Source organism: Polaromonas sp. (assembly GCF_029945895.1).
Classification (GTDB): Bacteria; Pseudomonadota; Gammaproteobacteria; order Burkholderiales; family Burkholderiaceae_C; genus Polaromonas.
Map to the genome: position 1 here is coordinate 19,445 of NZ_JAQSDL010000003.1, position 19,433 is coordinate 38,877.

Annotated in this window: 20 protein-coding genes; 13 read left to right on the forward strand and 7 right to left on the reverse strand. The window is 59.5% G+C overall.

The window, feature by feature from the left end; translation table 11 throughout:
- The first annotated feature begins 54 nt into the window (after positions 1-54).
- The 4 genes from PSV33_RS00165 (at position 55) to PSV33_RS00180 (ending at position 5,907) form a co-directional block, all read left to right on the forward strand.
- Positions 55-1,863 carry a 3'-5' exonuclease gene (locus PSV33_RS00165; RefSeq protein WP_300557359.1) on the forward strand — a complete coding sequence of 603 codons (1,809 nt, stop codon included), beginning with the start codon at positions 55-57 and terminating at the stop codon, positions 1,861-1,863.
- 227 nt (positions 1,864-2,090) lie between these two features.
- A complete protein-coding gene (locus PSV33_RS00170) occupies positions 2,091-4,160 on the forward strand; it encodes an AAA family ATPase (protein ID WP_300557361.1) in 2,070 nt (689 codons plus the stop codon).
- Between the two features lie 86 nt (positions 4,161-4,246).
- On the forward strand, positions 4,247-4,813 hold the full coding sequence (locus PSV33_RS00175; protein WP_300557363.1) for a hypothetical protein: 567 nt from the start codon (positions 4,247-4,249) through the stop codon (positions 4,811-4,813).
- Complete coding sequence (locus PSV33_RS00180; RefSeq protein ID WP_300557365.1) at positions 4,810-5,907, forward strand: hypothetical protein; 1,098 nt, start codon at positions 4,810-4,812, stop codon at positions 5,905-5,907. Before PSV33_RS00175 ends, PSV33_RS00180 begins: the two co-directional genes overlap by 4 nt.
- On the opposite strand, the gene PSV33_RS00185 is transcribed toward PSV33_RS00180, so the two are convergent.
- The gene (locus PSV33_RS00185; protein WP_300557367.1) at positions 5,904-7,247 is read right to left on the reverse strand and encodes an SAM-dependent methyltransferase; all 1,344 of its coding nucleotides are present in this window, start codon (positions 7,245-7,247) and stop codon (positions 5,904-5,906) included. The genes PSV33_RS00180 and PSV33_RS00185 overlap by 4 nt on opposite strands.
- Before the next feature lie 253 nt (positions 7,248-7,500).
- Between PSV33_RS00185 and PSV33_RS00190 the strand changes: the two genes are divergently transcribed.
- Positions 7,501-8,913: a DUF2130 domain-containing protein gene (locus PSV33_RS00190; RefSeq protein ID WP_300557369.1), complete on the forward strand. Its 1,413-nt coding sequence runs from the start codon at positions 7,501-7,503 to the stop codon at positions 8,911-8,913.
- 29 nt (positions 8,914-8,942) lie between these two features.
- Here PSV33_RS00190 and PSV33_RS00195 read toward each other — a convergent pair whose 3' ends face one another.
- On the reverse strand, positions 8,943-9,782 hold the full coding sequence (locus PSV33_RS00195; RefSeq protein WP_300557371.1) for a Bro-N domain-containing protein: 840 nt from the start codon (positions 9,780-9,782) through the stop codon (positions 8,943-8,945).
- 302 nt (positions 9,783-10,084) lie between these two features.
- On the opposite strand from PSV33_RS00195, the gene PSV33_RS00200 reads away from it, so the two are divergent.
- The 4 genes from PSV33_RS00200 to PSV33_RS00215 all read left to right on the forward strand — a co-directional run bounded on the left by PSV33_RS00200 (position 10,085) and on the right by PSV33_RS00215 (position 13,206).
- A complete protein-coding gene (locus tag PSV33_RS00200) occupies positions 10,085-11,332 on the forward strand; it encodes a DUF4172 domain-containing protein (protein ID WP_300557373.1) in 1,248 nt (415 codons plus the stop codon).
- Between the two features lie 98 nt (positions 11,333-11,430).
- Positions 11,431-11,814 carry a VOC family protein gene (locus PSV33_RS00205; protein WP_300557375.1) on the forward strand — a complete coding sequence of 128 codons (384 nt, stop codon included), beginning with the start codon at positions 11,431-11,433 and terminating at the stop codon, positions 11,812-11,814.
- Positions 11,815-11,821: 7 nt separating this feature from the next.
- Positions 11,822-12,430 (forward strand): class I SAM-dependent methyltransferase, encoded by a 609-nt coding sequence (locus PSV33_RS00210; protein WP_300557377.1) that lies wholly within the window; start codon positions 11,822-11,824, stop codon positions 12,428-12,430.
- Positions 12,431-12,432: 2 nt separating this feature from the next.
- Entirely contained in the window at positions 12,433-13,206 is a 774-nt protein-coding gene (locus tag PSV33_RS00215) for a tRNA-uridine aminocarboxypropyltransferase (RefSeq protein ID WP_300557379.1), read from the forward strand.
- Between the two features lie 115 nt (positions 13,207-13,321).
- On the opposite strand, the gene PSV33_RS00220 is transcribed toward PSV33_RS00215, so the two are convergent.
- Positions 13,322-13,930, reverse strand: coding sequence for a glutathione S-transferase family protein (locus PSV33_RS00220; protein WP_300557381.1), 609 nt, complete (start codon positions 13,928-13,930; stop codon positions 13,322-13,324).
- Positions 13,931-14,070: 140 nt separating this feature from the next.
- Between PSV33_RS00220 and PSV33_RS00225 the strand changes: the two genes are divergently transcribed.
- Positions 14,071-14,751 carry a YafY family protein gene (locus PSV33_RS00225; RefSeq protein WP_300557383.1) on the forward strand — a complete coding sequence of 227 codons (681 nt, stop codon included), beginning with the start codon at positions 14,071-14,073 and terminating at the stop codon, positions 14,749-14,751.
- Between the two features lie 128 nt (positions 14,752-14,879).
- Positions 14,880-15,131 (forward strand): hypothetical protein, encoded by a 252-nt coding sequence (locus PSV33_RS00230; protein WP_096671011.1) that lies wholly within the window; start codon positions 14,880-14,882, stop codon positions 15,129-15,131.
- Positions 15,132-15,183: 52 nt separating this feature from the next.
- Here the strand turns inward: PSV33_RS00230 and PSV33_RS00235 are convergent, their stop codons facing one another.
- The 3 genes from PSV33_RS00235 to PSV33_RS00245 form a co-directional block, all read right to left on the reverse strand.
- On the reverse strand, positions 15,184-15,519 hold the full coding sequence (locus tag PSV33_RS00235) for a DUF1330 domain-containing protein (RefSeq protein WP_300557385.1): 336 nt from the start codon (positions 15,517-15,519) through the stop codon (positions 15,184-15,186).
- Positions 15,520-15,744: 225 nt separating this feature from the next.
- On the reverse strand, positions 15,745-16,242 hold the full coding sequence (locus tag PSV33_RS00240; protein WP_300557387.1) for a hypothetical protein: 498 nt from the start codon (positions 16,240-16,242) through the stop codon (positions 15,745-15,747).
- Positions 16,243-16,396: 154 nt separating this feature from the next.
- A complete protein-coding gene (locus PSV33_RS00245; protein ID WP_300557389.1) occupies positions 16,397-17,113 on the reverse strand; it encodes a phenylalanine--tRNA ligase beta subunit-related protein in 717 nt (238 codons plus the stop codon).
- Between the two features lie 346 nt (positions 17,114-17,459).
- Between PSV33_RS00245 and PSV33_RS00250 the strand changes: the two genes are divergently transcribed.
- A complete protein-coding gene (locus PSV33_RS00250) occupies positions 17,460-18,236 on the forward strand; it encodes an N-acetylmuramidase domain-containing protein (RefSeq protein WP_300557391.1) in 777 nt (258 codons plus the stop codon).
- A gap of 41 nt (positions 18,237-18,277) precedes the next feature.
- Here the strand turns inward: PSV33_RS00250 and PSV33_RS00255 are convergent, their stop codons facing one another.
- The gene (locus PSV33_RS00255) at positions 18,278-18,592 is read right to left on the reverse strand and encodes a hypothetical protein (protein WP_300557393.1); all 315 of its coding nucleotides are present in this window, start codon (positions 18,590-18,592) and stop codon (positions 18,278-18,280) included.
- A 211-nt stretch (positions 18,593-18,803) separates the two neighbouring features.
- On the opposite strand from PSV33_RS00255, the gene PSV33_RS00260 reads away from it, so the two are divergent.
- Positions 18,804-19,373 carry a DUF1439 domain-containing protein gene (locus PSV33_RS00260; RefSeq protein WP_300557395.1) on the forward strand — a complete coding sequence of 190 codons (570 nt, stop codon included), beginning with the start codon at positions 18,804-18,806 and terminating at the stop codon, positions 19,371-19,373.
- Positions 19,374-19,433 lie beyond the last annotated feature (60 nt).

Below are 19,433 nucleotides of genomic sequence, written 5' to 3' on the forward strand. Positions count from 1 at the left end.
CGATCACAGGCATGATGTTCGTAACCAAGTGTTATGAAACGGCGGCAATCTTCAATGGCGACTCTTATTCCGGCAATCAGCAGCTGCGTTTCCCGCATGACCAGCGGCGAGCGGCGGCTGGCCGAGCGGCTGGAGCAGAAGCTTGATGACGACTACCTGCTCTGGTACGACGTACCGATAGGCCCCAAACAATCGCACCCCGACTTTGTGGTGATGCATCCGCGGCGCGGGGTGCTGGTGCTGGAGGTCAAGGACTGGCGCCTGTCCACCATCAAGCAGGCCGACAAACAGACCTGGGAAATTTTGCCCGATGGCATTCCCAAAAACGTGCTCAACCCGCTGGAGCAGTCGCGCCAGTACGCGCACCAGGTGATCGACGCGCTGCAGCGCGACAAGCAGCTCATTCAGCACGAGGGCAACCACAAGGGCAAGCTGGCCTTCCCGTGGAGCTACGGTGTGGTGTTTACCAACATCACCCGCAAGCAGTTCAACGACGCAGAACTGTTCAAGGCCATCGAAGAGAACCGCGTCATCTGCCAGGACGAGATGCTGGAGTCAGTCGGCGCGGAAGAATGCCAGAGCCGGTTGTGGGGCATGTTCCCGTTCATGATGAGCGGCATCATGTCGCTGCCGCAGCTTGACCGCGTGCGCTGGATCCTTTTTCCGGAAGTTCGCGTTCAAACGCAGGACCTGCTCTTCAAGGACAGCGATCCGGATGCAGACCTGCCCGACATCATGCGTGTGATGGACCTGCAGCAGGAGCAACTGGCCCGCAGCCTGGGCGATGGCCACCGCGTGATTCATGGCGTGGCCGGCTCCGGCAAGACCATGATCCTCGGCTACCGCGCCGAATACCTGGCGCAAGCCAGCACCGCCAGCAGCAAGCCCATCCTCATTCTGTGTTTCAACGAGCCGCTGGGCGTGAAGCTGCACAGCGTGATGACAGCCAAGGGCTTGGGCCACAAGGTACATGCGCGGCATTTTCACAAGTGGTGTTATGACCAGCTCAAATACTCGGGCCAGGCTCTGCCGCCTCAGGGCTCCCAGTTCTCTGTAGAACTGGTTGAGCGCGTCATCCGCGCTGTAGACAGAAAGCAGATTCCCAGCGGCCAGTACCAGGCGATATTGATCGACGAAGGCCACGACTTCGCGCCCGAATGGCTCAAGCTCGTCACCCAAATGGTGGACCCCGCCACCAACAGCCTGCTGGTGCTGTATGACGATGCGCAAAGCATTTACGAGCGCGCGCGTAGCAAACAGTTCAGCTTCAAAAGCGTGGGCATACAGGCGCAGGGCCGCACCACCATCCTGAAGATCAACTACCGCAACACCCGCCAGATACTGCACACCGCCAGCCTGGTGGCGGCGGACCTGCTGACCGCGGATGACCGCGACGACGACGGCATACCGCTGATCAAACCCATCAGTTGCGGGCGGGACGGGCAAGCGCCCATCATCATCAAACTGCCCAGTCTGCGCGAAGAAGCATTTGCCATCGCCGACCACTTGCGGCAAGCACATCAGGAAGGTCACGCCTGGGGCGACATGGCCGTGCTGTGCGCCGACTGGGCCACCATGGACCAGTGCGCCAGCGCCCTGGCCCAACGCAAGCTGCCGCACCGCGTGCGCCGACGCAGCGGTGACTACCACCCCGGCGCAGACGCCATTCAGGTGATGACCATGAAGGTTAGCAAAGGCCTGGAGTTCCCCGTGGTGGCACTACCCGGCGTGGGGCACATGCCCGCGCCGGGGGAGGACGAGAAGGAAGCGGCGCGGGTGTTTTATGTGGCGGCGACAAGGGCTACGCAGAGGTTGGTTATGGGGGTGGGTGGGGATGGGAAGTGGGCAAATGCGTTCGTCTGAACACGATAAAAATGTTTCATGCTGTTTACACGATGCTGGTACTAACAAAGTGGCAATGACACATGACTTAGATGCATATTTGCGGAGCCAAAGAATGATCGTTGCTATAGCATGCAAAAACCATGCATCTTGGAGAGAACAGTGTTTTCACATATCCAATTCATGCTCTATTAATTTTGGCGAATTAAATAATGTTTAGTGATGGATTGGATTCGAAGAGGTGTTAAATGATTAATTTCCCCGTACTTGACCGGGTGTCGGTTCAGAACTTCGGAATGTACCCGGGTACCTCTGACACGGCCGGGCTTGACCATTCATTCGTGCCTGGTGTCAACATCATTGTTGGCATAAATGGTCTGGGCAAGACCACATTGCTAAACATTTTGTTGCGCTCACTTACTGGCCCGTTCGATCTGCCTGGTGGAGATGAGCTTGGAGGAAAAAAGCGTCGCTTGGTTCCCGCAGATCGACTTTGGTTCCGCCGGCGCGTTAAAGATGATGCTGTGGACGCTACTGCCACTATTTGGTTTCATATCGGTGAGCGTTTTTTCGAAGTTAAGCGCTCTTTAGCGAATTTGGACATCCTTAGTCTAACCATTGACCAGCAGTTATGGCCAGCTGCCCGTGCATCAGAACTGGAGGCTACGTATCAGCAGCAGACGTCCCAAGCAGCCGGCCTTTCATCATTCGATGACTTCGTCTTCTTGCTTCGTTATGTTGTCTTCTTTCTTGAGGATCGTCGAACCCTAGTCTGGGACGCCTCGGCCCAAGGCGATATTCTAGGAATATTATTCGGTGACCAAAGCGCTGACCGAAGGCATTATGTTGAACTGTTCAATGAGCTACTAAGCAAAGATAGTGAATATCGGAACATGCTGGCCGTGGTGAACAAGCGAAAAAATGAATTCGCGAGACAGAACAGTACTGTTGAAGGTGGTCAGCTCGAAATGCTGATTAAACAACTCGATTCGAAGCGATCAGACATCGCTACGTTAATTGACAAAAAGGAAGAGCTTGGTCGAGGACGAGATTCTTTGCGAGGTCAAATCGAGAACACAAAACAAGACATATTCGACGAGCGGGCGGCAGTGGCATCGAAGCTCAATAGCTACTATGAGTCCTTCTTCCCACAAGTAAGCGATACAGCCAAGTACTTACTTTCCCAATTTGAAGCAAACAACAACTGCCTTGTCTGTGGAAGTGGCTCTGCAACGGCAATAGCCGGTGTAAAAGCCAAAATGGTGATGAATACCTGCCCTGTCTGCGAAAGTCCCATTGAACACTCAGATCAACCAGCGCACGACCCACACGCTGGTGAAGATATTGAACAACGGAGGGAATCAATCATTGAGCTGGAACGGCAGCTCGCATCAATGATTCGACCTTTGGCCGATAGTGAAAGTGAATATGCGCAGACCGCAGCGACTTTAGTTGCCGCAACAGCCGAGGTATCGCAGCTTGAAGGTCAACTCGCCGCTCTCGGAGGATCAGTACCCCACGCAATTGAACGAAGAGACCGCACCCAATCACATCTAAACGCTTTTCAATCGGCACTCAACCAGCTTGAGGTTGAAAGCCGGAATTTGACTCAAGAGTTCAAAGGACTTGCATCCGCCATCGATACTGAAGTGCAAACGGTTTCCGGCTTGATCGAGAACAGTTTCTCAAAATTCATAAGTGGGTTTTTGGCCGAAAGCTGTTCAATCAAGTACACACCGCGGCAAGGTCGTATTGGTCAACGTTCAGCCACAGAGAGCTTTGCTTTCCCTCACTTTGTGCCAGCGCTTACATCCGGCGTGCATCGAATGAATGCAACAGTTCGAGAACACGGTCAGTCTGTTTCAGAGTCGCAGAAAGAGTTCGTCGACTTGGCATTTCGTATGGCCCTGCTTGAAATCGCTGCACCGAATACACCTGCCATGCTTATTCTTGAGACGCCAGAAGCAAGTTTGGACTCTGTATTTGTGCCCCGTGCGGCGGATTTGTTAAGACGCTTTGCCGCCCGCCAAGGCCCCGCCATTGGGACCCGACTTATTGCCTCTTCGAACGTAAACCGCGAACTAATGATTCCAGCGCTGTTTGGCGCGTATCCAGATCAACGGTTTTATGGCCAGGTGGTTGACGAAACAGCACAAGTATCGCCTCCTACGGTCCCGATAGAAGAACGGGAGAAGCATGTTTTGGACTTGCTATCGATTGCGGTTCCGACGCGGGCTTTGGAGAGATTTAGGGAGCCGTATGTGCTCGAGCGGGAACGTGCCTTGTACCCAGAACGCTTTGCGGGCAGCCCGTCATGACCGCGGCGCAACACACTGAGTCTCAAATGGAAGACGCAGGTATTTGGAAGACTTGGATACTTATATGTTTGGCGGAGTCCCATCGTATGGGTGCTACCCCCATTTCAGCAACCCAGTTGCATGTCTGCTTGTACCTTGCAAATACTCTCGCATCACTATTTGATGTTCACCGTGTACGTGGTCGCGTTTTGAAACGAGGCGAGTTCCCTTTCTATCCGGATGTTCAACAGGAAATCGACAAGCTGTCATTCAACGGCGTACTGAAAATTGAAAGTGTCGATTTTGGCGCTAAGGGGCAAATGACGCCACATCTAGGACTGGGTCCCAAAGGACTGGAAATTTATCGATTGCTATTAAATGGGTCACCAGACGCCTCTCGATTAGCACGACTGTTCCGTGAGCTAGTCGCAGCAAGCTTTGGAAAGTTTTTATTCGCGAATTCGGCAATTGGGCCAATTGACGCGAACTATGGCAGCAATCTTGTCTTGGAGGGTGAGGTCGTCGATTTCTCAGAATGGACCGATGAGAACAAGAACATGGAAGTCGCTCGATATCTTTTGAACAGGCTAAAAGACATGCGACCACAGGCGGACCGCGATGGCATTCGCCTTTATTGTGACTATCTTGACAAGGCATTAGCCCTCGCAGCATGAGCCAAGCTAGAACTGATTTTGGCGGCGCGCTCGCGAGTGTTCTTGAGCAAGTTGCCTGTTCTACAACACCGCGTGTTTCAGTGGCAGACGCCTGTACACCTGAATCATTCATCGCGAGCTGGTCCCAGACCTTGAGTGAACACGCAAAGGACCTTCGCAAGAGGGGTACGCCGCTGCAGGCACCGGTTGTTGTCGTTCATATAGAGAGCACTGGCGAGTTTTCGGATCAGTATAGAAATTGGATTCATAGACGCATGCTAGGAGCATCTCATTTGGATAAGTATGCAGGTGTGCTAGCAGTTGGGACTGCCTCAATAGGCTGCTACACGTACCCTGCTGTCTTGCAAGATATGAGCTCATGTGAAGACGAATTACGTGCTCACAATATTCAATCATCACCAACCGTCGTCCTTGCTTCCGATACCAAACTGCTAATTTGGCCTCAGGGAATTGATAGTGAATACAGTCCGATTGAGATACCTCTCAGTGACAATGTAGCTCCAGTCAATTTGACTACGATCGACGACGCACTGTCGCAGTTTTACAAATTGGTTGCGCAGCAAAATACTAAGTGGTGGAAAGATCGAACCCTTCGAACCACGGTTGAGCAACCGGAAGCCACCGTGCAAGGAGATTTGTGGATATACCTGACAGGAACCTTTGCTGCGGTTGCGCTAGTGAGATTGGAAGAAGTAAGCGGGAATGGTCGTCGCGACATTACGGTATATCCCACTGTAAAAGGCCCAGATGCCCAAGGGGCGGTTCTTGAATTGAAGACCTTGAGGGATGTTCGAACGCCAGTTAAGAACCCGGCTTCAACTCCAATCAAAATATCACTTCAGGAGAATATTGATTGGGCATGTTCGGGTGTACAGCAATCTGCTGCTTATCGCGATAGCGAGAAACTTGATGGTGCGTTCCTTTGCCTATACGATTTCTGCGCAGGAAACATAATGGACGTTGAAAATGCGGTCGCTCCACACGCTTCGCTTTACGAGGTCATCCCTCGGCGCTATTGGATTACAGCTTCACATGAGGAGTATAGAAAGCACTTCTTCCCGCTGAATACTGCCGCCAGCGACAAACCGATTTAGCTTCTAAGCTCTACGATACTTTCGGCTAAGAGCAAACGTCCACCTTGTTGTGCGCTTGATCGCATTTGGCGTACCTCACGTACTGTGACCGAACCAAACCCCATATCAGTAGCAATTTCGCCGATGACATTTGCCACCTCAATGCGGACGTCCGCATACCGAGAGTCGCCAACAACCATCATTACTTTGCCGGATGGCGCCAGCAATCGTTGGGACTCTTCAAGCACGATTTCAAGGTCACGAAAATACGCCCCAACCATTGCAGGAATACTTGCATCCCAAAGTTGACTTTGCTGATGCTTCAATGCATCGAGTGTCCGAGATAGAAGTGGCGACGACTTCTTTGGCGCATCATATGGCCGACTAATTTGCACATGTGATCGCAGAGTTTCTTTCCTTAATCGAGCGTTGTCTGCGCTCGAACTAATATAGCCAAGAACCCATAGCTCGACGTTGTAAATGTCGGTGTAGTCAAACGTGTTCGGGTAGGGGGGCGAAAAGACCGCCAAATCTATTGGCTCGGATATTTGAGCTAGTGCGATTCGTGAATCCCCATGTATTACATTGATTCGCGATCGCGGCCGCCCCTCAAATCGAAGTACGTCTTCGAACGAAGTGTTGAATTGGAGCGCAAACAGCGCGTCAAGTTTTTCAGGCGTCGGTTGATTTTCTTGCCATGCTCGTCGGTACCTTCGGCCTTTGCCGTTGACGTAAATGTTGCTGCACTCTACCAACACTGCACCGAGAACAACCTTGAAAAACCGTTGTATGCCAGCGTCGACAATTTGATCAATACATGTGAGATACCGTGACAGCTGACGCGCAACAGTTAGCGGAAAAATCCACCGGGGCTTATCTGGCCCTTCGATGAAAGTCGGAGGCAGGTGACTCAGACGCAAAATATTACTGCGCGTTCCACTCAAACTTGCTTGAAAGCCAACTGCAGCATGACGCAGCTTCTCTGCAGACAATTGGCTTACTTTTGCTTTGATGACATCGGCAAGAAAAGGATTGACTTCTACAGTTGTCGCGTCGATTGACAACAATTGTGCTGTGATTGCGCTGGTTCCAGACCCTCCAAAAGGATCCACTATGTGCGTAGGTCTGTATCCCAACGAGTCTATTGCCGCTGTGACAAAGGAAGGGGAGAAGGCCTCCTTAAAGTGAAACCAACGCTGAAACGCAGTGCCCTTGCCATCTTGATTTGTCGTCAGAGACGCCCCTGTTGCCGGCACGCGCGCATTGAGCGTATCCATCCCATCGGAGCTCGAAAACCAAGTTGGGGCAGTTGCAAAATGCTCCTGTAAGGTCTGAAGATAGCGGGCTGGGGGATTGCGCATTTATGACTTAATAATTGTTGGCTCTTTGATAAGTCTAACTTCCTGCCCAAATGTGCTATCGGGACCCAAGCCAGCTTGAACAAGACTGCCACACCGGCCATCACGAATCATGATCGTACTGTGACTGGGTGTTCGTTTAAGGCAACCGGTAACGGCGGCTTCAAGGCGTTTGATGCCTAGGTAATCTCTCCAAAAGAGCGCCGTTATGCTCGGGCAGATACTCATCCAACCAAAAAGAAAAGGCCCAGCCGCCATGCATGAAATCATCTGTCCCCACTGCAGCAAAGCCTTCAAGATCGACGAAGCGGGGTACGCCGATATCCTCAAGCAGGTGCGTGATGGCGATTTTGACAAACAATTGCACGAGCGGCTGGAGCTGGCCGAGCGTGAAAAGCGCGACGCGGTTGCCTTGGCCGAGGCCAAGGTCGCCAACGAGCTGCAAGGCGCTGCGGCCCGAAAAGATGCGGAGATTCAGGCCTTGCAGGCCCAGCTCGCTGCCGGTGAGGTAGCCCGCAAGCTGGCGGTGACGGAGGCATTGGGCGCGGTCAGCAAAGAGCGCGATAGGCTGGCGAACGAGCTGGAGCAAGCGCGCAACGCGCAACAAGCTACTGCTCAGTTGGCCGAGGCCAAGCTGGCCCATGAGCTGCAAGGGGTTGCCGCCAAAAAGGACGCCGAAATTCAGGCGCTGCAAGCCAGGCTGGAGGCCGGCGAGGTGGCGCGCCAGTTGGCCGTGAATGAAGCCGTGGGTGTGGTCGCCCGGGAGCGCGATGGGTTGAAAAATGACCTCACCCTCATCACCGTGAAAAATCAGCTGGAAGAGAAAGCAATCAAGGAGCAATACGCCTTGCAGCTGCGCGACCGTGATGGGGAGATTGAGCGCCTGCGGAACATGAAGGCGCGGTTATCGACCAAGATGGTCGGTGAAACCCTGGAGCAGCACTGCGAAATTGAGTTCAACCGCATCCGTGCTGCGGCCTTTCAGCGGGCGCATTTTGAGAAAGACAACGACGCCCGCACCGGCAGCAAGGGTGACTACATTTTTCGCGACTCGGACGAGTCGGGCGCCGAGATCGTCTCAATCATGTTTGAGATGAAGAACGAGAGCGATGAAACGGCGACCAGGAAGAGGAACGAAGATTTTCTGAAAGAGCTGGACAAGGACCGCACTGAAAAGGCGTGCGAGTACGCGGTGCTGGTGTCCCTGATTGAGCCGGAGAGCGAGTTGTACAACAGCGGCATCGTCGATGTCTCGCACCGCTATCCGAAGATGTATGTGGTGCGGCCGCAGTTCTTTGTGCCCCTGATCACGCTGCTGCGCAATGCCGCTTTGAACGCGATGAAGTACAAGTCCGAGCTGGCGCTGGTGCGCTCGCAAAACGTGGATATCACGAAGTTCGAAACCCAGCTCGACGAATTCAAGATAGCGTTTGGGCGCAATTGGCGCCTGGCCTCAGAGGGCTTTGAAGAAGCCATCAAGCGCATCGACGATGCGATCAAGGACCTGGAAAAAACCAAGGAAGCGCTGCACAAGTCAGCGAATAATTTGCGACTCGCCAACGACAAGGCCGACGATCTGACGATCAAGAGGCTCACACGGGGCAACCCCACGATGGCTGCAAAGTTTGCCGAGCTGCCGGGCACCATCACCCCGGATGAGACAGAGTAGGACCGGCTGGGTTACACGGACGCACCAGGCTACTTCGGCGCCTTGATCGCCTTGGCTGCTTTGGGTGCCAGGTAGTTCTGCCCCGACACGACTGACTTGCCGGTTTGGCTCTCCAGTTGTTTGCGCGCCTGTTTGGCAATGCCACCGCCCGCTTTGGCTGCGGTGGTGTTTTCGGGCAAGCCGCTGGCGTTCATCGTTTCAGCAATCTGCCGGGTAGATAACTCGGCCAGGGCGGTGAAGATGAGCTCGGCCTCGGTCATGTGGTCGCGCAGGTTGTGGCTGCTCAGGCCTTTGACGGCCTTGTGGTCTTTGACGCTGACGCCGCTCCACTCGGTGTGGATGATGTTGGTCAGGATGGCAAATTCCTGGCCCGCCTTGATGTCGTGTTCGCGCCAGTAGTCGGTGAGTTTGTTGCGGGTTTCCTGCCCGGTCATGCGCTGCTGTATCCACTTGTCGCTGCGGCCGTGCTGTTGCCAGGTCTGGCGGGCGCGGTTGAGCGAGAGAGCTGGGTCGGCCATCTCCTGCATGCGCTCGTAGCCAACCTTGGCCAGCCAGAGTTTGATGGGCTCGGCTTTAGGGCTGGGGATGGATTGGACGATGCGCAACAGCGTGGCGGCTTTAGCGCAATCGGTTTCCCGCTGCTTGCCGTCTGTCGCGGTCAGTTTCAACTGTACGATTTCCTCGTACGGTTGCCCGGAGCCGGCCTCCTGCGCCAGCTTGCGCTTCAGGTCTGACCAGTAGCGCTTGGCGCTTTTGCTCTCCGTCAGCACCTGCACCACGTCAATCACCGAGAACCACCAGGTCTCGGTGGCTTCGTCATACACGCGGCGGATGGACTGACCGTCAAAGCTGGCAGGCGAAACTTTCATGGCGACCCCTTGGAGCGGCAGCAACCGTGCCGCGCGGCGAATACTGTATTTTTGCACAGCATTTCAGCGTCAGACAGAGAGATGGAGTTGCTCTGTTTTTAATAGCTGTTTGCGCACACTCCACAAGGGCTACAGCCCTATTTGATCAACAAATACCCCGTACTGCGCCCGCCACCTTCCAGCCTGCGCCACCCTGTGGCCGCCGTCCATTTGCCCAAGCCGACCACCTTTCCGTCTGAAATAGAGCTGTATTTTTACAAATACACCTCACTTTTTGAGCCGCATAGTTCAAAATACGCCTCATGCCCACCCCAAACCCATCCCCGCGCTACATCTGGCAGCACCGCGCCTGGCCGCAGCTCACTTTTGATGCTGCTGCACTGGCTGCCGCGCTGGAGCAAGCCCGGCTGGAGCAGGGCCGTTTGTTGGGGCTGCTGGGTGCCATAGGGCTGGCGCAGGCCAACGCGGTGCAGCGCGAGCTGTGGGTCCAGGAGGCGCTGGCCACCGCTGCCATAGAGGGCGAGCAACTCAACCTGGAGTCCTTGCGCTCGTCGGTGGCGCACCGGCTTGCACTGGCCGATGCGCCGGGCACGGACCGGTCTGTGGAAGGCCTGGTGCAGGTCATGCAAGACGCGCTAGCCAACCACAGCACCGCGCTGGATCTGGACCGGCTGTGCCGCTGGCAATCTGCACTGTTCCCCGGGGGCACGTCGGGCATCACCCGCATTGCCGTGGGGCGCGTGCGCAGCCACGCCGATGCCATGCAGATCGTCAGCGGCCCACTGGGGCGCGAGGTGGTGCACTACGAAGCGCCGCCCTCGGCACAGGTGGCTGCGGAGATGGACTGCTTTTTGGCATGGTTTGCCAGCACCCGCCCCACAGGGGCCGGCACTGCATCCGCCACGAGTGCAGCCGTGAATGGCATTGCCCGCGCGGCGCTGGTGCACCTGTGGTTTGAGTCCATCCACCCGTTTGAAGACGGCAACGGCCGCCTGGGTCGCGCCCTGGCAGACATGGCGCTGGCGCAAGACATGCACGCGCATGACGCGCAAGCCAGCCCGGCGCTGGTGCGGGTGTATGGCCTGGCCCACCAGATGCTCAAAACCCGCACCGCTTACTACGACGCGCTCAAACGCGCGCAGCGCCTGCGCGGCATTGAACCCGAGGCCAGCACGATTGACGCAACGCCCTGGGTGCAATGGTTTGTAGAGGCGTTTACCCGCGCGTGCATCACCAGCCAGGCGGTGGTGCGGGACGCGACTGACAAGGCGCAGTTCCGGCTGCGGGCAGCGCAGTGCCATATCAACCCGCGCCAGAGCAAGGTGCTTGAGCGACTGCTGGAAGCCGGGCATGTGGGGTCGGGCGGTGGGTTCCTGGGCGGTATGACTAGTGAGAAGTACGCCAAGATCACCGCCACCTCCAAAGCCACCGCCACGCGCGACCTGGCCGACTTGCTCGCCCATGGCCTGCTGCGCGTGGAAGGCGTGGGCAAGGCCACTCGCTACGCCGTGAACGTGTCCGGCTGGGAGCAGCCTGCCCTCAAGTCCTGAGCATCTGCATGCCCGGCCCCGGTAGAAAGGGTGCCATGTACCATCACCGGTGTTCCAGATTTGCGCACAGTTCCAGCCACCCCAAGGAGACAAACCCAATGTTCAGTCATGTCATGGTCGGCGTTAACGACCTCGAAGTTTCAAGGAAGTTTTACGACGCCTTGCTCGGCACCCTGGGCATTGGCCCCGGCGTCGCCAACAACAAGCGCTATTTCTACCGCAGCAAGGGCGGCTCGTTCGGCATCACCACGCCGATCAATGGCGAAGAGGCCTGCCACGGCAACGGCAGCACCATCGGCTTCAAGATGGAGTCGCCGGAGCAATGTGACGCCTGGCATGCGGCCGGCATTGCCAACGGCGGCACCACCTGTGAAGAGCCGCCGGGCATCCGCGACGGCTCCGTCGGCAGGCTCTACCTGGCCTATCTGCGCGACCCCGACGGCAACAAGCTCTGCGCCCTGTACCGGCCGCCTGCGGCGTGAGACGCGCGTGACGTCTGCCAGTGATTCATGGTTTGACGAGGCGTATTACCAGCGCTACTACTTCGACAAAAAAACCAGCGTGGTGGACCCCGGCCACATTGAGCGGCTGGGCACCTTTGTGTGCAGCTACCTCCAATACCTGCGTGTGCCGGTGCGCAGGGTGCTGGACATCGGTTGCGGCATCGGCCTGTGGCGCGAGATCGTGGCCAGGCACTTTCCCGCTGCCAGTTACCAGGGCGTGGAGTTCAGCGAGTACCTGTGCGGCCGCTTTGGCTGGGAGCGCGGCTCGGTGGTGGACTACCGCGCGGCCCAGCCCTTTGACCTGGTGATCTGCCAGGCGGTGCTGTCTTACCTGAGCGCTGCTGACCTGAAGCTGGCGCTGCGCAACCTGGGCCGCCTGAGCCAGGGTGCGCTGTACGTGGAAAGCGCCACGCGTGAAGACCATGAACGCGGCACGATTGACGACGATCTGGCCGACCCGCGCCTGTTTCGCCACCCGGCGGCCCTGTACCGCCAGGGCCTGCGCGAAAACTTCATCGAGGTCGGCGGCGGCCTGTGGGTCAGCCGCAAGGCCGAGGTGCCACTGTTCGAGCTGGAACGCGCGGGCAGCCGCTGAGCATGGACGCAAGCAGCCTCGCACCGGCCGCGCAGGCGCACGCCGTGAGCCGCCTGCGCAGCGCGCGCCTGGCGCGCAGTTCCAAACCGTTTCTGGCGCGCGGTGGCCCGCGCGGGGAGCGCTGCGCCGGTTGCCGCCTTGTTCCCAGCCACTGCCTGTGCGCCTTGCGCCCGCATCTGACGGTGCGTGCCGGCGTGTGTTTGATCATGGCAGACATCGAGCCGCTCAAGCCCAGCAACACGGGCTGGCTGATTGCCGATGTGGTGGCCGACACCTTTGCCTTTGGCTGGGCGCGCACCGAGGTGGACCCGGCGCTGCTGGCCCTGCTGGCCGATCCGCAGTGGCAGCCTTATCTGGTGTTCCCGGGGGAGTTTGTGGCGGCGGAGCGGGTGGTGACGGAACTGCTGCCTGCTGAAGCTTTGGGCGGCACGCCAGCCCGGCGCCCTCTGTTTGTGCTGCTTGACGCCACCTGGCCCGAGGCGCGCAAGATGTTTCGCAAAAGCCCCTACCTCGACCAGCTGCCGGTGCTGAGCCTGCAGAGCGAGCAGCTGTCGCGCTACCGCCTGCGCCGCTCGCAGCGCGACGCACACTTCTGCACCTCGGAGGTGGGTGCGCTGTGCCTGGAGCTGGCCGGTGAAAGCCACGCGGCGCAGACGCTGGAGGCCTACCTAGACGTGTTCACCCACCACTACCTGCGCGCCAAACAGCAGCTGCCGGTGGACATGGAAGACGCGGCGCATCAGCGGCTGCGAGGTTTAAGTGCTTTGCGTGAGTAGCGCTCTTGCCGTGGTGTGCGTGCGTGTCATCAGGGGCGTGCGTGGCATGAGCCCTCGGGCATACGTGGTTCCCCCTGCACGCTGCGCCAGTCGTGCGTCGCCGAGGCCTGACGGACTACGCTTGCGGCAGCGGATGCGCTTTGTCGTACTCGGCCGCAAAGCGCGCTCCGGGCCGGGCCATGCAGCGGTCGACCCAGGCATCAATCAGCGGATTGCCCGGTTTGCCAAACCAGGCATAGGGCGAATGCAGCAGCAGGTCGGCTGCGGTGAACTCATCACCCAACAGATACGGCTGGTGCGCCAGGACGGCCTCCAGCCGGGCGACGACTTCCGCGCTGCTGCGAAAGGTCGACGTGATGTACGGGTGCTTCAACCCGGCGGCCTCAAGCGTCAGGATAGGCTCGACGACACCGGAATACCAGGCGAACCAGCTGAGATAGGCGCCGCGCTGCGCATGCCCTGGCGGTATGTGCAGGCCGGCCTGGGGATACAGCTCTGCCAGGTACATCAGGATGGCGCTGGACTCCCACACGGCGACGCCGTCGTGCACAAGCAGCGGCACCTTGCCCTCGGGATGCGGGTTGCGCGCGTCACGGCCACCCGAGCCGTCAACGCGGGGAATGGCCACGATGTCGATTTGCACGTCTTGAAGCGCGTCGAGCTCCTTGAGCATGGCAAGAACCCGGGTTGAACGGCTGTTGGGGGAATGGAAAAGGGTCAGCATGAGGGTTCCTTCAGGTGGTTGAGGTAGCCGGTTTGATAGCGTACGTTCTTGCAACATGACAAGGTGACACTTCGAAAAAAACCGGCGGAGGGCAGGTGTTACTCTAGCCAACCCTCCTGCCAGTTTTTGTCAGTTGCCCAATGTCCCGTTCTGATCGTCTTTTCCGTCTGCTGCAAGCCCTGCGTACGCTGCCCGCGCCCGTCACAGCGGCGCGACTGGCCGACGAAACCGGGGTGTCCGTGCGGTCGATCTACCGCGACATTGAAAGCCTGCGCGCCGCCGGCGCCGAGATTGGCGGTGAGCGCGGCTACGGTTATTGCCTCATTGAAGACGGTACGCTGCCGCCGCAGATGTTCAGCCGCATCGAGATTGAGGCGCTGGTACTGGGCCTGGCCGAAGTCAGCCACATGGGCGACCCGGCGCTGGCCAGGGCCGCTGCCGCAGTGCTGGGTAAAGTCGCCGCGACACTGCCCTCGTTGGGGCAGCAGCACCTGCTGCATGCGGTGTCGCAGGTGTACAGTTTTGAAGAGCGCTTTCCGGCGCTGCCCGACATGCACCTCATTCGCGAAGGGTGCTGGCGCGAAGAGGCGGTGCAGATCCGTTATGCCGACGGGAAGGGCGCGGTCACCGACAGGCAGATCTGGCCGCTCGCCATCGTCTATACAAACAACATGCTGGTCGTCCTTGCCTGGTGCTGCCTGCGCGAAGATTTCCGCATGTTCCGCGTCGAGCGCATCAAGCAGATGGAGGCTGCGGGCGAGAGCTTCCGGCCGCGGCGGGTCGCGCTGCTGCGCACCTACCTGGCTCAGCTTGCAGCGTGACGGGATGCGCCGGCAGCTTAACTGCACGCAGGGAAGCGGCGACAATCACACCTCACGCGCCGGGACCAAAAAGCGCTGACACCGAGATGCTGGCACCAACGCGCAGCCCCCAACCGAAGCAAAGCACCATGACCGACGACCTGAACCGCAAGACCGAACTGAAGAAGATGGAGCTGTGCGACTCGTGCGCCGGCATCCAGCGCAACTGGCGCAAGGCCCCCGGGCACCCGGAGCTGGTGCAGGGCGCCAACCGCCAGGAAAGGCGCGGCGGCGCGCTGGTCACCGTCACCAAGTACCGCTGCGACCGCTGCGGCACCGCCTGGGAATACGAAAACGACAAGGCCAACCTGAAGGCGGGCTGGTCGGTGGTGGGGCGGTAGGCCACCCAGGCCTGATGCCGGCCGACTCACATCGTGCTGCTCGCCTGAGGCTTCAACACGGGGCCAGCTTGGCCAGCATCTGCCGGCCGGTGTAGCCCTCATCCACCCCTTCGACCAGAAACGCGATGCCGTGGGAATTGCGGGTACGCAGCGGCAAAATGGCCTGGTAGGCCTCTGACTGGTACCACTGCCTGGCGCTGGTCATGTCGGGGAAGGCGATGGCGATCAGGTCGCCGGCCCAGTGGCCCTCGACCACTTCGGTCGTGCCGCCATGGATTTTGAACACGCCGCCGAAGGGCGCCAGCGTGGCGTCGATGCGACTGATGTACTGGGCAATCTCGTCATTGATCTGGACATCGCGGAGGACCGCAAAGGCATAAGCTGGCATGGGGGTTTCCTTCTGTGTTGGGCCCATGCTCTCGCGAACGGTCTGCGACGGCAATAACCTGCGGGGTAAAACCAGAAAGGGCTGGCGGCTGTTTCCCCGGCTGGCGCGTAAAAAGCTGGCGGTCCCGTTCGGCCCATGAACCGGGACCACCCATAAAAAAAAGACAGGCCAAGGCCTGTCTTTTTTGTTTTGGCATGCAGCGGCGAAGAGCCGCTGCGTTGCTGTTTACTTGCTGCCGGCGGCTTTCACGTCGGCCTTGGCTTCTGCCTTGACAGCGCCGGTTTCAACTTTGGCGGTGGCCTTGTCAGCTGCGGCGTTGGCCTTGACGGTTTCCACCTTGGCGTCGGCCTTGATGATGGTCTTGTCGGCTTTGGCGTCGGCGTTCACGCTGGCTTTTTCAGCTTTGGCGGTGGCCTTGGCTTTGTCGTCTGCGTCGGCCTTGGCGGCTTTGGCATTTGCTTTGGCTTTGGCCTTGGCGGACTTGGTCACGGCCTTGGTTTTCTTTTCAGCGGCGTTGACTTCTGCTTTTTGAACCTTGGTGTCGGCCTTGGCGTCGACCTTGGCTTCGCTTTTCACAGCAGCGGCCACCGACTTGTCGGCCTTGGCTTCTGCCTTGGCCACCGCAGGTGTCGCGGGCACAGCCGGGGTAGCGGGTGCGGCAGCTTGCGCGAAGGCAGCGCCGGTGACGAGGGTAGCGATCAGGGCGGCGAGTAATTTGTTCATGGGAATCCTTTGAATGAGCTGGTGGTGACCTGTGACCAGATGAAGTCATGATGATCCCGTGTACAACGCGCGGCGCGGCCAGGCTGACGACGCAACACACAAGTTGTTTCAAGTCGGGACGCGCGCTTTACATGGCATGGCCCGCGCGCGGTGGTCAGCGCGAGGTCTTCAGCGGCTGCAGCTCGAAGCGTGGTGCGGACCGGGTCAGCAGGCGGGCCTTGGCGGTGGCGGCAGGCCAGGCCGCCGGCACTTCGTGCATGAGTGCGGCGACCAGCGTGCGCACGTCTTCATGGGCTGACTCGTGCAGGGCTTCGGCAACGATCAGCACCGTGCTGGTGTCGGCGCTGACGGCCGACAGGCTGCTTTGCCGGCTGGTCCAGCGGCGCGCGTGGGCGTTGTCGGCCTCGTCGACAAAAATGATTTCATGCGCCTCGGGGAGCTCGACCTCACCCGAGAAGGTCTGGTAGTGCTCGAGGCCGGTGGCGCGGCGCACCTGCAGGTCGCCCACGACCTTGTCCAGGTCGAACACGGCCACCGGAATGGCAAAGGCCGCCGAGACCGCGTTGCACAGGTCCACCAGCGGGTGCAGCCGCGGCAGCGCGCCTTCCTTGCGCAGGCGACGCAGCAGCGCCTCGGCCGCACAGCGGTACTTGGTGGGTTTGAGCCCCATCTTCGAAAACATCTGGCGCCATGCCTTGATCTCCGGCAGCTCGCCTTCGCCGTGGCTGGCCAGCCGCGCCGCGGCCATGCTGCTGAAACGCGCGACCTGCGGGCCAACCGCCGCCCTGGCGCTGATGCCACGGACAAACATGGCGCCCGGTACCAGCTCGGGGCACTGGGTCCAGATCTCGCTGGAATGGCTGAAGAACATGTGCCTCCTTGTTTGCTGTCGATCACGGTCCGCCGGCCTGCTCTCGCTACAGCGCGCTGGCACTCCTGTTGTTATAGCTGCTTTCGCCCGTGTGGTTTGGGCCGGCGGCCGGTTGGATGCCTCAACCCCGTGGACCCTGCGCAGCGAAGCAGTGGGCGGGGCGGGGAAAACAGTGATGAACCGACGGGTTCCATGGCGGCAGCACGCCCGTTTTCATCCTCCATTTGGGGGATGCCAAATCGCGGCCGGGCCGCTACAACCGGGGGCATAACAACTCACAGAACGCACGCCCGCTCTTTCAGGACCGCACCGTTCCTGCGGCGCTGGCTGCTGAAGGGAACCACTCATGTTTACAGGCAAGGCGTCACCACTGTCGCAACAGGGAATCGAAACGGTGCTCGACAGGCTGGGGGTGGACGCCCCCGCACTGTGGGCGGTGCTGACGGTTGAAACCAGTGGCTGCGGCTTCCTGCCGGACCGGCGACCCAAAATCCTGTTCGAACGGCACTGGTTCAGCCGGCTCACCCATGGTCGTTTTGATGGACAGGCGCCTGACATCAGCAATCGCAGCGCGGGGGGTTACGGGGATGGCGACGCTTCCCAGTATGAGCGGCTCACCCGGGCCATGATGCTCGACCGCGAGGCGGCGCTGAAAAGCACGTCATGGGGCCTGGGCCAGGTCATGGGGTTCAACGCCGGCAAGGTCGGCTCTGCCAGCGTGGACGCACTGGTAAGCGCCTGCGAGGCGTCAGAAGATGCGCAGCTGGACGCCATGGCGGGGTTCATCGAGCAGGGCCATCTTGCGCCGCATCTGCGCAACGCCGACTGGGTGCAGTTCGCCTTCAATTACAACGGGCAGGATTTCCAGAAAAACAAGTACGACGAGAAGCTGGCGCTGGCCCACAAGCGTTACCAGCTCGGGCCCTTGCCCGACCTGACGGTGCGCACCGTGCAGCTGGCGCTGATGCTGCTGGGTTATGGCGGCGCGCGCTTTGTGGATGGCTGGTATGGGCAGGCCACGCAAAAGGCGCTGGTCAAATACCAGCAGCGTGCCGGGCTGCCGGCGTCCGGTGCGCCCGACGACGCCACCATGGCCCGCCTGTCCACCAACCTCGGCTGGTAGAACCGGGTGTTGCCTGCGCCTGGCTGCACCTTGGCTGCAATTTAGCGGCGACGTGGATCACCGGGCCAGCGGTCGAAGCGGTCGCGTACGCCATCGCCGTCGCGGTCCGGGTCCCGGTGGGGGTACCTTGGACGCGGCGCAACCGGCAACACCACCACAGGCGCAGGCCGGCTGAAGCCGCGCGGGTAGTCGTTGGCATAACCACGGCGCTGGTAGCCGCCTTCGATGTACACCGGCTGCTCCACCACCATGGGCGGGCCGCCGCCATAGGTCGGGTAGGTCGGGTAGGTCGGCACGGGATAGACGGCGCAGCCGGACAGTCCAGCCACGGTCAAAACCAGAAGAGTCGTTTTCATGAAGTGTCCTGACACCCGTCCATCAGCGGCCGGATGGATGTATTGAATATGCGGCAGGTGTCGTTTTTGTGTTGGCTTGTAGGCCGCGCATGTCGGCAGGTAACCGGATGTTCCCGACAACCGCATGCGCCGCGCGGGTATGTGCGGCGGCCCATGCAGCGCGGCGCACAATGAACGATTGCATGCCTGCATGCGCCTTTCTGAAAGACCGATGAAACGCAGACTGTTGTTGACTCTGCCCGGCTGGATGGCCCTGGCCGGTGCGGCGCGCGCGGCCACACCGGCTGCACCCGGCGGGACGGGCTACAAGGTGACGGTTGAGCAACTGCAGCAGGCTGTGGCGCAGCGTTTCCCGCGGCGTTATGAGATGGGCAGCCTGCTGAACCTGAATGTGCAGGCGCCGCGCGTGCGCCTGCTGCCAGAGCAGAACCGCCTGGGCACCGAGATGGTGGTGGACGCGGCGGGCCCGGCCTTGGGACGCCCCTCGACCGGCACCTTTGACGTGGACTTTGCGCTGCGTTATGAGGCCAGCGACCAGACGCTGCGTGCGCACCAGATACGGCTCAACGCCCTGCGCCTGGACGACATGGCGCCCGGCCCAGCGGCGCTGCTGCAGGCCTACGCCCCCACGCTGGCCAGCCAGGCGCTCAAGGAAGTGGTGCTGCACAAGCTCAAGCCGCAGGACCTGATGCTGACCGACGGCCTGGGGCTGGAGCCGGGCAGCATCACCGTCACGGCCAAGGGGCTGACGATTGCCCTGGTGCCCAAGAAAATGCTGTGAGCCGGCGCACTGACGATGAGGGTGCTGTGCCTGGGCCGCATCCCCAAATACTTCTCTTTT